Source organism: Candidatus Cloacimonadota bacterium, from assembly GCA_028706475.1.
In the GTDB taxonomy this organism is placed as follows: Bacteria; Cloacimonadota; Cloacimonadia; order Cloacimonadales; family Cloacimonadaceae; genus UBA5456.
This window is the reverse complement of record JAQWBI010000011.1, coordinates 19619-35296: the sequence shown is the minus strand read 5'-3', so window position 1 is coordinate 35296 and position 15678 is coordinate 19619. Positions and strand designations below refer to the sequence as shown.

9 protein-coding genes are annotated in these 15678 nt (G+C 47.6%); 5 read left to right on the top strand and 4 right to left on the bottom strand.

Annotation, left to right across the window (positions count from 1 at the left end; genetic code table 11):
* Positions 1-71: 71 nt before the first annotated feature.
* The 5 genes from PHF32_03605 to PHF32_03585 all read left to right on the top strand — a co-directional run bounded on the left by PHF32_03605 (position 72) and on the right by PHF32_03585 (position 7607).
* The gene (locus PHF32_03605; protein MDD4559814.1) at positions 72-608 is read left to right on the top strand and encodes a CvpA family protein; all 537 of its coding nucleotides are present in this window, start codon (positions 72-74) and stop codon (positions 606-608) included.
* A complete protein-coding gene (locus PHF32_03600) occupies positions 605-2950 on the top strand; it encodes an endonuclease MutS2 (GenBank protein MDD4559813.1) in 2346 nt (781 codons plus the stop codon). Before PHF32_03605 ends, PHF32_03600 begins: the two co-directional genes overlap by 4 nt.
* Before the next feature lie 9 nt (positions 2951-2959).
* On the top strand, positions 2960-4687 hold the full coding sequence (dnaG, locus tag PHF32_03595; GenBank protein ID MDD4559812.1) for a DNA primase: 1728 nt from the start codon (positions 2960-2962) through the stop codon (positions 4685-4687).
* A 24-nt stretch (positions 4688-4711) separates the two neighbouring features.
* Positions 4712-6451, top strand: a complete 1740-nt coding sequence (gene rpoD / locus PHF32_03590; protein MDD4559811.1) for an RNA polymerase sigma factor RpoD — start codon at positions 4712-4714, stop codon at positions 6449-6451.
* Between the two features lie 298 nt (positions 6452-6749).
* Positions 6750-7607: a hypothetical protein gene (locus PHF32_03585; protein MDD4559810.1), complete on the top strand. Its 858-nt coding sequence runs from the start codon at positions 6750-6752 to the stop codon at positions 7605-7607.
* Positions 7608-7703: 96 nt separating this feature from the next.
* On the opposite strand, the gene PHF32_03580 is transcribed toward PHF32_03585, so the two are convergent.
* From PHF32_03580 to PHF32_03565, 4 genes are all read right to left on the bottom strand, one after another.
* On the bottom strand, positions 7704-9320 hold the full coding sequence (locus tag PHF32_03580) for an ABC-F family ATP-binding cassette domain-containing protein (GenBank protein MDD4559809.1): 1617 nt from the start codon (positions 9318-9320) through the stop codon (positions 7704-7706).
* 556 nt (positions 9321-9876) lie between these two features.
* Complete coding sequence (locus PHF32_03575; GenBank protein MDD4559808.1) at positions 9877-10869, bottom strand: T9SS type A sorting domain-containing protein; 993 nt, start codon at positions 10867-10869, stop codon at positions 9877-9879.
* Positions 10870-11331: 462 nt separating this feature from the next.
* Entirely contained in the window at positions 11332-12657 is a 1326-nt protein-coding gene (locus tag PHF32_03570) for a PKD domain-containing protein (protein MDD4559807.1), read from the bottom strand.
* Between the two features lie 374 nt (positions 12658-13031).
* Positions 13032-15479 carry a glycogen/starch/alpha-glucan phosphorylase gene (locus tag PHF32_03565; GenBank protein ID MDD4559806.1) on the bottom strand — a complete coding sequence of 816 codons (2448 nt, stop codon included), beginning with the start codon at positions 15477-15479 and terminating at the stop codon, positions 13032-13034.
* Positions 15480-15678 lie beyond the last annotated feature (199 nt).

The following is a 15678-nucleotide window of genomic DNA, read 5'->3' as shown; positions in this document are numbered from 1 at the left end:
GTAAGATTAATACGGCATACAGGGATCAATGCGCATCCCTGTATGCTTTTTATGGCAAAAGGGAGCACATTATGGCCGTGATAGATTGGATAATTTTGGCACTTATGCTGGTATGTACTGTCATTGGTATCAGACGCGGCCTGATAGGAGCGGTAGTTCAATTTGCCGGAGTTGTTCTGGCCTTCTTCCTAGTGGGTCATTACTATCCTCTGCTTGCAAATCAATTGATGCTGAAATATGGGCATAGCAAGACCCTTTCCACCATCATCGCAGTGGTGCTGATCCTCGTCCTCATTGTAGTGATAGTGCGCTTTGTAATATGGATTTTCGAACGCTTCATCCGTGCCATGAAGTTATCGTGGATAGACCGAAGCTTGGGCGCTATCCTAGGATTTTTGAACGGACTAATCCTGGTAATCATTTTCAGCGTTGTAATGGACTATATACCAAAGCTTTCTGAACCGCTGAAAAATCCTGAAAAACACCGGGTGTACGTGGGAGTGCAACAGCTGAAAGAGGATATGTTTGCAAAACTGAATCTAAAAAACAGGATGAACTACATCAAAATGCCTGAGTTTCTGCAGAAGCGGGAAGACGAATCAAAATGACCGATCGGGAATTCAAACTGCTGCTGGGTCACCTGGCAGCAAGTTGTCACAGCGATTTGGGCAAGCTGCAGATAAGGGAACTGAAGCCGCTCACCGACATCAACGCCATGTGCGCTTCCCAAAACCTAATCGCTGCCTTTCAAAACGCCCTGGAGCAAGGCATCACCTTCGATTTTTTCGATCTATGCGACATCTCTTTCCTCTTTGAAGATAGCTCTACCGGCATCTTTGATTACGAGGAACTGAAGCTGATCTGCCAGAATTCCTCTCTGGCTACAGTGCTGGGGGAAAGCAACTCCGCTTTTGATGAACTGCCACTGGCTCAAAAGATAGTAAAGCGAGTAGTCCCTCTGCCCCAGATTCGCCAGGCTTTCGATCGTATCTTTGATCCCGAAGGCGACATCCTGGACAGCGCATCGACGGAACTCGGGCGCATCCGGCGGAGTATCAGCAGTCTGCGCAGCCGGGTTCAGCGCACAATGCAAAACATGCTTACCGAACCCCGCATGGAAGGTTTTCTACAGGAGAAGTTCGTAACTCAGCGAGACGATCGTTTTGTAATTCCAGTTAAAGAATCCGCAGCTTCTTTCGTTCCGGGCATAGTTCAGAGCCATTCTGCCAAAGGTGCCACCGTCTTCATCGAGCCTGCAGAAATAGTACCCTTGAACAATGAACTGCAGCTCCTGAAAGATGAAGAAAAGCGCGAGATCTACCGCATTCTCAGCGAATACTCCACTTCCATCCGCGTACATAAACGCGAGTTACTGAACAATCAGAAACATCTCGCCCGTCTGGATTTCCTTTATGCGGCAGCACGCGTGGCAAACAGTATCAAGGCTAGAGTACCGCAGATGCGTGAAGATCCCGTACTACGGCTACAGAGCGCCCGACATCCCCTTTTGATCCTGAAAAAGATCGCCGAAGAAGGTACAAACGGTTTTCATAAAGTAATACCCTTCAATCTAAATTTGGGTGAAAGCTACAACATGCTGGTGCTCAGCGGACCCAATACCGGCGGGAAGACTGTGCTAATGAAAGCCGTAGGGCTCATTACCTTGATGGCTATGACAGGCTTGCCGGTTCCAGTAGATGAAGAAAGCGAGATCGGTTGCTTCACAGAAGTTTTAGCTGATATCGGAGACGATCAATCCATCGAGAATGCTCTCTCCACTTTCAGCTCTCATCTGGACAAGATCGGAAGCATGCTGAAAAGTGCCAAAACCAGCAGCCTGATCCTGATAGACGAGATCGGTGCTGCTACTGATCCCCAGCAAGGATCCGCTTTAGCTCAGGCTATTTTGGAACAGCTTACCGAAAAAGGTGTGAAAGGCATTGTGACCACGCACTACACCGCTCTGAAGGTCTTCGCCGAATCTCATCCACACTGCGTGAATGCCGCCATGCAATTTGACATGCGTTCTTTAATCCCCACCTACCACCTCAATATCGGCATTCCCGGCGACAGCTTTGCCATCGAAGTAGCTGCCTCTCTGGGTATCGATCCCAGTTTGATTGACCGCGCCAGAGAACTTGCCGGCAGTCAAAACCTGGAGTTTAGCAACCTAATCAAAACACTGCAGGATCAGAAGAAGGACCTGGCAAAAAGCATCTATCAATACGAATTGAAAACCCGGAACATACAGAATCGCCTTAACGAATTGGACGACAAAGAAAGAGAATGGCAAACTGAACTGAAAGCAAGACGCCTGAAACACATCAAAGAATTGCAGACCGAGCTAATAGGCTTCCAAAAGCTGTATAATAGAGAGTTGAACGAGCTGAAAGCATTGGACAAAGAAGAACGCCGCAAGCTTTCGGAAAGAAAATTGCATGATATTTCCATACAGAATGACGAACTGAACCGCGAACTGAAACGAAGCAACAGCGAAGGCCGCATCAAAGCGGATAATCCCAAGGTGGGAGATCGCGTCTGGCTGGCAGATTTTGAAGCGGAAGCACAAATACTGTCCATCAATGGCAAAGAAGCTACTGTGGATATGAACGGTATCGGCTTCAAAACCAGACTGAGCAATCTCTACCGTAGTACACAAACCGCAACAGAACCGGCAGTACCGCTTACATCCAGTAAAGTAAATGCAAAGGTTCAGACGGAACTGAAGCTTTTGGGACTCACTTTCGACGAAGCGATGCCCCTCATAGATGAATTTTTGGATAACGCTGCCCTCACCGGCTTCAGTACTCTTCGAATCGTACACGGAAAAGGAACCGGAGCCCTCCGAACCAAGGTGCGCGAGTATCTTTCCCGAAAAAAGAATGTTAAAAGCATCGAGACCCCGCCCATGTTTGAAGGCGGAAGCGGGGTAACGGTAGTAAAAATATAAGGAAGAGCGTTGGACAACCACCTGATCGACCAAATTCGCCAGGCAAATGACATTGTGGATGTAATCCAAGCCTATGTACCCCTGAAACATATGGGGTCAAACTGGCGTGGAGTATGCCCTTTTCACGATGATACGCGACCTTCCATGTATGTAAGCCAGCCCAAACAGATTTTCAAGTGCTTCGCCTGCGGAAAGGCCGGCAACGTCTTCACTTTTGTGCAGGAATATGAGAAGCTAAACTTCATCGAAGCCGTAAAAAAACTGGCTCAGCGCTCCGGTTTCAGCATCCCCGAACACGAGCGCGGCACAGTAGCCTCCACTCGCCGTCAACAGCTTTTACAGGTATATAAAAGTGCTGGTGATTTTTTTGCAGAATGCCTGTTTGAGCACGCTGATAATGCCTTGGAATACCTTGCCGGAAGGAAGTTTAGCCCTCAGACGGCCAAGGAGCTGCAACTGGGGTTTGCCCTGCCTTCAAACCGTAGCCTGTTGAATCATCTGCTCAAAGAAGGCTATGGCGTAGATTTGCTGAAAATAAGCGGACTCTTTACCGAATATAGTGGAGCTTTGAACGACCTTTTCCGCGATCGGCTGATGTTTTCTATTCACAACAATACCGGGGATGTAATTGCCTTTGGCGGCAGGATCATCGAAGAAAAAGAGAACTCTGGCAAATACATAAATTCTCCCGGTACCGATCTCTATACCAAAGGCAAAGAGCTGTATGGCCTTTTCAAGACCAAATACAACATCAGCAAGATGGACTACTCTCTGGTATGCGAGGGCTATTTCGACTTTCTGCGTCTCTATGAACATGGTTTTGTAAACTCTGTTGCCAGTTTGGGTACAGCGCTCACCCTCAATCAGGTGCTCCTGTTGAACCGCTTTTCCCGGAAAACGGTAATGCTCTACGATAGCGACAAAGCCGGAGTGAAAGCAGCTATCCGGGGCGGTATGCTCTGCCTTTCCAAAGGCATGCAAGTGCGCATCGCCACACTTCCCGAAGGAGAAGATCCGGATTCTTTCCTGCTTGCTTTTGGCAAAGACGCCTTACAAGAATTGATAGATAAAGCGCCAACTCTCATCGATTTCATGGCCACTTCCACGAATATCGATGAACCTGTGAAGGAGCGCATAGACCTCCTTTTGGACGCTCTGAGACAGTTGGACGATCCCATCCAAAGAGAACTATTTGTCGCTGACATTTCGCGCAGCTTCGGTATCACCACTCAGTCTCTGCTCTCCAGTCTGCGCCGCAGCGGAGGAACCACGACAGCACAGCCGGAAGACGCGCCATCCCCCTCAAAACTATCCGAAACCAGCATGGAAATGCAGCTTCTAGGCATGGCCTTGAAAGATGCAGATAGTTACAATCTTCTTGCCAATGAACTCTCTGTGGATTATTTTAACAGTAAGCTCTGCCGCCAAGTCTTTAGTTTCCTGCAATCCAGGATCCCAAAACTGGAGACCTGGAATCCGGCAGCGCTTTTGGACGATATTGAAAATGATGAAATCAAAAACAGCATGGCTGAACTTCTGTTTGAGGATTTGCATTTAGCAAACCTTTCTGGTATGATCCGAGACTTGAAACTGCGTAAGCTGAAACGGGATCTGGAGGTCTTGGACAAGGCAATAAACAGGGATTCCGGCAATCTGGAACTCCTCAAACAGAAGGAAACACTTTCCCGTGAGTATCGCAGAATGACAAAGCGGGTGGTAAATAAAGTCCTCTTTTAGAGAACTCTTTGCCAAGGAGCATTGATGATTACTTATAACGAATGTTTGAAAAAGCTGGTGGATCTGGGAAAAGACTCCGGATATATCACCTTCAAACAAATCAACGACATCTTGCCAAATAGCCCCTTCTTTTTGGATAAGGTAGACGACATTATCTTCGACCTTTCGCAAGATGGAATCGAGATCATCGACGAAACCGAAAAACGCATCACCAAAGGCGGAGCGGCCATTCGTAAACCCACTGCCCCCAAGAAGTTCAAGACCAAACGCTTCTATGATGATCCGGTGCGTATGTATTTGAGGGAGATGGGCAGAGTTCCCCTTCTGGATAGGGATGGCGAGGTACGCGTAGCCAAAAAGATCGAAACCTACCAGAAGATGATCAATCAAAATGTGTTCCAGGCAGGCTCCACTCTGCGCGAAATGTACAACTTCCTGCATCGCTACCGTGAACGCCGCGTGAGATTGGATCAAATCTTCAAAGTGGATATCGGTACTTGGATCGACAAAAATCAGGACGTCAAAATCATCGATCACTTCAAAGAAATACTGAAAGAAAACGAGAAAACCCTGGATAAGATCGGGGGCATCCTGGATAATTGTAACTTCGATGAAACCGGTACCGCCAGCAGGCAAGAAGAGATAGATAAACTACGCGAACAAGTGGTGGAAACCTTCATGAGCTTGTCCTACAACGACAAACTCATCAAACGCATGGTCTACCGCATCCGCAGCCTGGTGGAACGCATCGAAGAAAGCTATCACTCCATTAATGAACTTACAAAGATCAAACGCTATACCATAGACGAAATCTGCACCTACGGACGCCGCGCGAAGAAAAGCGATGAGGATTTTGAAGAAGTAAAAGGCGAAACCAATATGGATCCCAATATCTTTGTGGAAACTCTGCGTAAGATCAAAAACGCCCGCCGCAAGATCCGCCGCGTAGAACTGGAAACAAAGATGACCGGCACCGAATTGGTCTTCCTCCTGCGTGAAATAGACCGCGCTGAACGCAACAAGGAAAAGGCGCAAAACGAGATGATCGAGGCCAACGTGCGCCTCGTGATCTCCATCGCCAAACGTTATAACAATCGCGGACTGGAATTCTTGGACCTCATACAGGAAGGAAACACCGGGCTGATGCGCGCTGTAGAAAAATATGACTACCGCAAGGGCTTCAAATTCAGCACCTACGCCACGTGGTGGATTCGTCAAGCCATCACCCGCGCCATCGCAGATCAGGCACGAACAATACGCATTCCTGTACATATGATCGAATCTATAAACAAGATCAACCGCACCAGCCGCCGCCTGATGCAAAAGCTGGGCCGCGATCCTTATCCCGAAGAAATCTCGGAAGTACTGGATATGCCCGTGGAAAAGGTGAAAAACATCCTGTCCATCAGCAAAGAACCCGTCTCGCTGGATAAACCCATCGGCCACGACAGCGAAGATAGCATCTTGGGCGACTTCATCGAAGATAGAACCATCATCTCCCCTGAACGCCTAGCCGAACGCAGCTTGCTGAAGAAACAGGTGGATGAAGTGCTAAGAACGCTCACAACCCGCGAAGAACGCGTGATCCGCCTCCGCTTTGGCATCGACGACGGTTATCACCGTACCCTGGAAGAAGTAGGCAATATCTTTCAGGTGACTCGTGAACGTATCCGCCAGATCGAAGACAAGGCTCTCAAGAAACTGCGGCATCCCAGCCGGGCTGCCATCCTGCAGCAATTCCTGGATAACTTCCATGTGAAATAAGCTAGTACCATTATCAGGATACAATTAGTTATATAGAGCAGTCACTTAGGCTGCTCTTTTTTGTGTCGTACCTGCAATCCCTATAGCAAGTACTACCCACACAATACTGGTATTACCACATCAATTATGTGTGGAGTGTTGCAGAGATTATACAAATCCCGTAATAGACAATGATAAACATGTGAGATTTTGCTTAACAGTAAAGTTTCACATACACTCATTTGATTATGATAGGGACACTATTCATGCTAGGATGAAGACATGATGATACGCGAATTGTTTGTTTGGGAGCATTTTTTTGCTCGTATGTGTTTCTTTATTTGGCCAGAATCCACAGTGGTTATGGGCCCTGAGCGGTGGCAGCAGCAGATCAGATGACTATGTTTACAGCATCGACAGAGACGCCATTGGCAATTTATATCTCACCGGTACAGTTGCTTCCCCAGCTTACTTTGGAGATGATGTGTTAACAGGAGAAGGCTTCTGTAGCACTGAAGTGTTTGTAACAGTGATATTGTCAGAAGGATCCTGGGCCTGGGCAAATCGTGCGGGCGGTACAGGAGCGGATATTGGACACGGCATTGCTGCGGGCACGGATGGAAGTGTTTACATCACGGGGAACAACGGCGATGCTGCAGATTTTGGTATTCATTCATCAAGTAGGGCTGGGGCATTTGTGGCAAAGATTGACATAGGCGAAGTCTGGGAGTCGGCACTCAGATTCGGTGGCGATTCTCGGGATATTGCCGTGGAAGGCTTTGCCACAGTGGTCTTAGCATATCATTTGTTTGATGCCAAACAGAAGTTCATGGGCTCCCTCGTTCTCACTCTGGATACATCGATGCTCCCCCAGATTGTTATGAACAATGCCGGAGTCGGGACAGATTATCAATTGTGGGCAATGGAACCCGATGGCATGGTCGTAAGCGATCAGGATAAGCCCGAGATAGGCGCAAACACCTTCACGGATCCTATGTTTCAGGGGAATGAATCCCTACTGGAGCTAGCCAGAACCATCTCCACAAAAGCTAGCGGAGAAGGCGAATACAGCTTCAAGGCAGCGGGAAAAGAAGAAGTGGTTGCCAAAAAAGCATATTGGGATACCATCAAGATCCACAATAAAGAATGGCGCGTGGTTCTTTCACAAAAAGCTTAATCTCAAAGATTCATTCATCAGCACAAGGCGGGATTTTGGTCCCGCCTATTTTGTATTTCAACGAAGATCCGGCCAACTCATCATCTACCATCCGCATTATACATCCTTCTCCAGATTCAACTCCCTGGTAGCTATCCGGTGTATGAAAGAACGATCGTGAGATACAAAGATCACGGCTCCGGTATATTTCTCCAGAGCGCGCGCCAATAGATCCCGGCTGCGCATATCCAGATGGTTCGTAGGCTCGTCCAGCAGCAACACATTATACTCGCCCAGCAGGATGCCCAGGATCTGTACTTTGGCTTTTTCTCCCCAGGAAAGGCTTCCCATTTCTTCATTGGCCAGATCGTCTTTCAAACCGAGGCAGCCCATCATATTGTGAATGTGTATGTTGTCGCCACCACTATCAGGAAGATAGTCCAGCACCGTCAGGTTGGCATCCAGAAGGCTCAAATCCTGCCGATAGTAGGCTATTCGAAGGCGGGGAGCATAGGATATTTCGCCTTTTTGGGGGCTCAGTTCGCCATAGATCAGCCTCATCAAGGTAGTTTTTCCACAACCATTGGCAGCGCTTAGCCATACTCGCTCTGCAGAGCCAAGGTTGAAAAAGAAGTCTTTGAAAATCCACTTGTCACTGTAGCTGAAGCTCATCGCACTGATGTTGATCAGTTCGCGGTTGGAAAGATGCACTTCGCCAAAATCCACTTTACGTTCTTTATCAAACATCGGCCGTTCCACGTGATAGCGCTCATTCAGCATCCGGATCCGCTTTTCGATATAGCGGGCTTGCTGCATCTGGGTTCTGGCTGCGTTAAAGACGGATTCATATACCGCTCCTCTGCCTTCTGCCCGCGTCTCCGGTTGAAAGCTTTGCGCCCAGCCCCGGCGTTTCTGCACTGCTTGCTGCAGGTTTCGGATCAGTCTCTTGCGCTCTTGATACTGTACCATTTGATGATTTTGCAAGTCCGCTTTGTCCCGGCTGAAACTGGCGAAATTGCCCATGCGGATATCCAGTTTACCCGCTTTCAATTCCGCTATCTTTGTGGCAGTGTTATCGATAAACATCTTATCGTGAGATACATACAGTACCGCTCCGCTGTAGGACGAAAGCCAATCTTCCAGCCACATGATATTTGGTAGATCCAGGTGGTTGGTAGGCTCGTCCAGAATCAGGATGTCCGGCTTTTCCAAGAGCAGCGCCGCCAGTTGCAAACGGGTGGATTCACCTCCGGAAAGGCTGCTGCAATCGCGCTCTGCCAGATGTTGCAAATTCATCCGCATGATCATGGACTGTACATCGCTTTCCCAATCCGTCACATTGCCGGCGTGATATTCGTGCCACAGGGAAGAAAGCTGTATCCCCTCCTCTGGACTAAGCTCATCGATGGCGGAGAGCTTTTCGATCCCGGTAATCAAACGGAATTTTTCCGGCTGAACATTCAGCAAGAATTCCCGCACTCGATTCCCGGAGCTTACCTTTATGTCCTGAGGCAGATACGCAATTACTGGAGGGCTGCCGGGGTAATTTATCCTTCCTTTGGTGGGCGATAGTTCTTGCAGGATGATGCGCAACAGGGTGGTTTTTCCGCTGCCATTGCTGCCGATCAGGGCTATCTTTTCACCTTCGGCAATCACCAAATCTATACCCTTAAGGATGGATTGATATTGATCTGGATAACAATAGTGGATGTCTTTTAGCTGTATGAACTGCATATTATTCTCCTTAATTCAGTTTTAGAAGGGGATATAGCAGTAACAGCCCGTAGCCTGAGATATCAGATGTGTTAAATCAATGCAAGAGCCGCTACTGATTCAATTCTGTTTGTGCATCTGATTTTTCTCCTTTGTTTGTATTTCATGCTACTCTGCATATGCAGGACTTTGTGTCAAATACTTTTTGCAGAGCGTTACTATTTGAATTGCGGATATGGTGAGGACAATGTTGGAACTCTTGTCAGGAGCATTGTAATTCACATGGAAATAGTCTTTACTGGCGGATCAAACTCAACTGATAGCAATTCACCATCTTGGCCCCTTGAGGAAGGTTAACTGCTGTGATTCAGACTGGATGAAAACAGAATACTCAAACTATGGCTGTGATTAGGCTCATTGTACGTATATTACAGCATTTTACTACTGAAGTAACGTAACACTCGATACCAAGTACATCATAGTGCCCTTTATCTATAGCAACTTATCTCCGAAGCTCCGGCATCTCCCCCTCCCTGGAGAAGTCTATACGTCACCAGCAGCAGATGAATCTATCCCCCTACCGCAGCTTTATCACCTTTCTGATCAGATTTCCGCTCCGGATCAGATACATGCCTTGCGGCAGCTGGCAGCCCTGTGCATCATTGCCATCCCAAGAGATTTCCGCCTGGTTTTGCCACTGCATCAGTTTTTGTCCCTTCAGATTGTACAGCGCTGGGCTTTGGCCTTTATCCACAGTAATCTTCAGCATATTTCTGAATGGATTGGGGTACACTCTCATTTGCGCAAGCTCCGGTACGTGTGGATCATCAGTTGCAGTAGGATTTATCACGAAGTCTGTGGTAAGGCCCAATTCAATCGGGGGATAGGTGCGCAAATAGACTGTAGCGGTATGATTCCCCGTAGTAGGAGCCGTGCTGAACAGATGAGTGATATCTGCGCCATAGCTCTCACCAGGATCCAATTCCAAATAGTTCAGGAAATTCTCTGGGGGAATGATCTCGGGATAATCGCCATCCACAGCGATAAAGCCCAGTCCACCGGAAAAGTTTTGGTACCAGGCAGTAGTACCTTGATTGTGAATGGTAAGTGTTCCCGTGATAGACTCGGTGCTTATATGGTTTAGGACGAAGCTGAAATCCAGATTATCGATCGCAGTAGAACCGTTACCCACTGTAAAGCTCAGAACGGGACCGATAGGATAGGCAGGTACTTGGTTGTAGCAATGCACCTGCAGGTAATGAGTACCCACATCATGCTGCTGGATAGTGCTATGTTCAACTTCTTTTTCAAAAGCTCCATAAGACTCAATGTGAATCTCGTTTTCTATGGGCAACCAAGCCATACCAGGTCCTAAACCGTCCATCCACAGCTCAAAGTTTGCTGAAGATCCAAAATAATAGTCGAGTGTATTACTGGTGTTGTTTTCGATCCGGAAAATCCCTTTGACATTCATTGGATTGATGTGGGTAAGCTCCAGGTGATAGGTCACTTGCCCCCAGGCAGCAAAAATCAGGAGCAAAAAGACTGATACTAAAAGAAGTTTTCTCATGGTAAGCTCCTTACGGTTATCCTCTCGAAAAAAGCGGATATTAGTTCTTTTCCACAATGATAATTTACTGATGTTTCAGATGAGTGTCAACCAATGATTGCGATCTGCTACATGATTTGAGTATTTTTTGTTGATATCAATCAACATATATGTGTTTTTGCCTGATCCCATCCAGGTTTTCTGTATATCCATCATTCGGTGACATTTCTCTTTGAATTCGGATCAATGTAATTAGCTGGAGTCATAGAGGTAATATGAAGAATGAATAGCACGCGGAAATTCGTGGATTGAGACAAAAGCGTCAAGATGACACTTCCGCATTTTTGATCTTTGGATTATCCAGACATCAAGCAGATATCATCGGGTTATCATCGAGTGACGACTGCATAATAACGCCTTTATATCAGCTTCAGACTTCCTTGATCCTCAGAATGAGGATAGGCGAGATTAGCCCGTCAAATATCACTCCTCCTGATCTGCACTAACGACCGTAACCCGGTAATACATGTGCTGAGCGCCAAGTCCCACTCCCACATGACGATACTGGGTATTCGGGTAAGCGATCGGGGCCAAAAAGTAAAAATCTCCCAAGGGATCAGTGGAGCCATTGAAATATAGAAAGTAGTATTGGGAGGTACGGTTGCTGCCATCAACATCTCTTGTGATGGGCTCCCAAGAGACTATTGCATCGTTTCCATCCATGATGATACTGGTGTTCACGCCGGGGATATCTGCCGGATAGACAGTAATATAAGCCACTTTAGTGATGCTGGCGCTGGCAGTTCCGTCTCCCACACTGAGGCTGATATCATACACTCCGGAATGGGGAAAGGTGATGAGGGGATTTTGGAGGCTGCTGCTCTGATCTCCAAAGCTCCAATTCCAACTGGTGAGGGGTGACGCTCCCGCGCTGCTGAGATCGGTGAATTGCACGCTCAAAGGCGCAGTGCCAGACAGGGGATTTGCACTAAAATCAGCTTGTAACACGGTAGGGGGATTCCAGATAAAGCTGCTGCCTTGCGCGGGGTACTGACTGGGTGTAGCCGCTGCCGTATCCTGGGTTTGAGTTCCGGCTACCGTGGTATCCCAACTTCCGCCCAAGGCAAGATAACGATTGGCAAAATTTACTCCATTGCTTGCCGGAGACGCTCTCATCCCCACCTGAACGGCAAAGGCTGTGGTCACCTGAATCTGCCCATAATTGATCGCTATACTCATATCCGCTTCCCGCAGTTGAATCTGGAAATTGAAGGAATCTCCGCTGATATCGTTTCTGCCGTAATGCTTCCATTGAATAGTCACTTTACGCTGTGGTGCGCTACCGGAACATCGGAGCAGGATGCTGGAGCCTTCCTGAGCACAAATGTTATTACCAAAGGCGGCTATGCGCGCTACCAAAGTTTCATCCTGCTGACCGCCCAGAGTAGTACTGAGAGGCATATAGATGAGGCTGGAACGCATATCCACGGCTTGATCGGCATAGGTGGATTTGCCCAAAGCAATCCAGCCATCCACATGCACGCCGATGCGATCGAAGCTCTCTCCCGCAAAAGTGAAGTCAAAACCAAGGGGAAAACCGGGACCGGACGATACTGAATTGCTACCCGTAGGAAGCTGGGGATTGCAGATATATTGCCGGTCTGCTCCGGCAGAGCCCAAAGCGATACCTTCTGTGATCTCTTCATATACGCCGGTAGCATATTGGAAACTATAGTCGTTCAATAGGACATCAGCAGGGAGCAGACAGATCAGGGAGGCAAACAGTATCTGGCATAATAAGCGTTTCATTCGTACCTCATTCAGACTATCCAATAGATAGTACAAAGTTATCTATACTAAGAACAATTTCAGGTTTATGGATAGAATGTCAAGCTAAAAGTGACTGGATTAGTTCTTTGTTCTTGGTTTTCTAGTGTTGCAGCGCTGCAGTTGAACGTTCCTTTGCGCTGCACTGTTGATGTTGATGGTGCTTGCCTGAGCCAGGAGGGCGATACCAGATTCACCCCTCCTCAATCGAATATGCGTTATCTGCGCTTTTATCTGCGTAAATCTACGTGAAATCCAACGAAAGCAGGTGATAATTCGTGATAATCAGTGTTTATCTGTGGACAAACGAAGAAGAAGCGGCAAGATGCCGCTTCTACATTGCTGACGTAATCGCATTATAATCCCCAGATCTCCTTTGCGTATTGCTTGATCACGTAGTCTGAAGAGAAAGTGCCCATATTGGCAACGTTGCAGATGGATTTTTTGTTCCACAGGGCCTCATTATCGTAATCTTTTGCCACTTTGGCCATGGTGTCTGCATAAGAGCGAAAATCCGCCATCAGACAATAGCGATCGCCAAACTCGCATAGTTCTTGCAGGATGGGTTTGTACAGCTCTGGTTGAGAGGGATTCAGAGCATTGGAAGCGATGAAGTCGATCACGGCTTTCAGGTCTTGATCTCGATTAATGTATTCCATGGAGTTGTAGGATGTTGCGCGCAGGGCTTGGATTCCAGCGGCATCATTCCCGAATATATAGATGTTTTTAGCGCCGACTGCTGCTTTGATCTCGATATTGGCTCCATCAAGAGTGCCCACTGTGAGCGCTCCGTTGAGGGCAAATTTCATATTTCCGGTACCGGAAGCTTCGGTTCCTGCCATCGATATCTGTTGAGAGATCTCAGCAGCTGGCATTATCTGCTCTGCCAAGCTGACGCGGTAATTTGGCAGGAACACCACTTTAATCAGCTTTGCCAGTTCTTTATCCTGGGCAATCCATGCTGTTATGTCGTTGATAAACTTGATGATAAGCTTTGCCATATAGTATCCGGGAGCGGCTTTTCCTGCAAAGAGGAAGCTGTGAGGGCATAGCGGGCGCATGCCTTTGTCGCGTATCTGCAAGGCTAGGTGAATAATGTGTAAGGCATTGAGCAGTTGTCTTTTGTACTCGTGAATGCGTTTTACATGAAAGTCGAAGATCGAATCCGGATTGAGCTCGATCTTGTCCATTTTCTTCATCTGCGAAGCGAAGGATATCTTGTTGTCTTGCTTCACCTTGCCCCACTGTTTTACAAAGATGGCATCAGCGGTAAATTGCTCCAGGGCCTTCAATTCCGTAAGATCATCCATCCATTTTTCGCCGATGGCATCGCAAATCAGTTCCGTGAGGGACTGGTTGGACAGGATCAGCCAGCGCCGCGGAGTAATGCCGTTGGTCTTGTTATTGAACTTGCCGGGGCTGAGTTTATAAAATCCGGCAAAGAGATTGTGTTTCAAAAGCTCAGTATGCAGTGCTGAGACGCCATTAACGCTGTGTGAGCCTACGATGGCGAGATTTGCCATACGGATCGCTTTCTCCGGGAATTCCTGCACGATCGAGAGCTCGGAGATGTTGTCGCTATGCAGGCTAAGGGATTCCAGGAAACGGCGGTTGATCTCGTAGATGATCTGCAGGTGACGCGGGAGAACCGCATCCATTATCTGTGTAGTCCAGGTTTCCAGGGCTTCAGGCAGGATTGTGTGATTGGTATAAGCAAAGGTTTTGGTGCAGATGTCCCATGCCTTGTCCCAAGGTAGATTCTTCTCGTCCACGAGGATGCGCATCAATTCCGGAATGGCGATGGCCGGATGCGTGTCGTTCAACTGGATGGCAACCTTTTGGGGCAGTTCCGTAAGGCTGTCGTGGATTTTCAGATAACGGCGCAGAATGTCTTGCAGAGTGGCGCATACAAAGAAATACTCCTGCTTCAGGCGCAGTTCTTTGCCCTGCAGAGTGTCGTCCTTTGGATACAGAACTTTGGAGATGATTTCACTGTTATTTTTGTCCGCCACTGCACTCACATAATCTCCCTGATTGAACATGTTGAGGTTAAAATCACGTGTGGCTTTAGCAGACCACAAGCGCAGGGTATTTACCGCTCCGTTTCTATAACCAGGGATCATATAATCGTAAGCCATTGCCATCACATAGCTTTCATTGTCCCATGTTGCTTTCAGTTTGCCGCCCTTGACCTCCGAGAAATGAACCTGGCCTCCGTATCGGACGGGATAGAGGTGCTCGGGCTGGGGAATCTCCCACACTGTGCCATAACGCAGCCAGTTATCAGGAGATTCCACCTGATAGCCATTATGGATACTTTGGCGGAAAATACCGTATTCATAGCGGATGCCATAACCATAAGCGGGGATCTTCAGGCTGGAGAGAGAATCCAGAAAACAGGCTGCCAGGCGCCCCAAACCACCATTACCCAAGCCTGCGTCCCATTCAATTTCCGCCAGTTCGCTCATGTTGAACCCGAGTTTTTTCAGCGCTGCAGTAGCTTCAGATACTATGTCCAGATTGATCAGGGCATTGCTGAGAGCTCTGCCGATGAGGAATTCCAAAGAGAGGTAGTACACGCGTTTGGCATCTGCTGCATATTGATCTTGTTGGTATTGCAGCCAGTTATCCGTAAGGTAATCCCGGATGGTGAGAGCAAAAGCCACATAGCAATCGTATGCAGTGGCGGAAAAACGATCCTTGCCCAAGTCGTATTTGAGGTTATGAAGGAATCTGTCTACGATTGTATCAACAGAGATGTCAGTCGACGAAAACTGCCATCGATCATTTGGTTTTAGCTTCATAAGAACTCCTTTTCTGCAGAGTTTTACTGCAGATAAACATAGGTAACCGCAGAATCAAGCATAATTATAGTATAGTACGATAGCAATTTAGGTCAAGAAATATCTTGTTCGTAGTAGTTCCATATTCTGATGTAGGAGATGTACCGGATCCGGATGTGTGGCTAGACACTCTTCTTTCCACAGACTAGCATGGATTTTC

Excerpts from the sequence above, each read along its gene's own strand:
- PHF32_03565 (MDD4559806.1), bottom strand. The coding sequence starts at position 15,479 with ATGAAGCTAAAACCAAATGATCGATGGCAGTTTTCGTCGACTGACATC.
- PHF32_03600 (MDD4559813.1), top strand. The coding sequence starts at position 605 with ATGACCGATCGGGAATTCAAACTGCTGCTGGGTCACCTGGCAGCAAGT.
- PHF32_03580 (MDD4559809.1), bottom strand. The coding sequence starts at position 9,320 with ATGCAGTTCATACAGCTAAAAGACATCCACTATTGTTATCCAGATCAA.
- PHF32_03605 (MDD4559814.1), top strand. The coding sequence starts at position 72 with ATGGCCGTGATAGATTGGATAATTTTGGCACTTATGCTGGTATGTACT.
- rpoD (MDD4559811.1), top strand. The coding sequence starts at position 4,712 with ATGATTACTTATAACGAATGTTTGAAAAAGCTGGTGGATCTGGGAAAA.
- PHF32_03570 (MDD4559807.1), bottom strand. The coding sequence starts at position 12,657 with ATGAAACGCTTATTATGCCAGATACTGTTTGCCTCCCTGATCTGTCTG.
- PHF32_03575 (MDD4559808.1), bottom strand. The coding sequence starts at position 10,869 with ATGAGAAAACTTCTTTTAGTATCAGTCTTTTTGCTCCTGATTTTTGCT.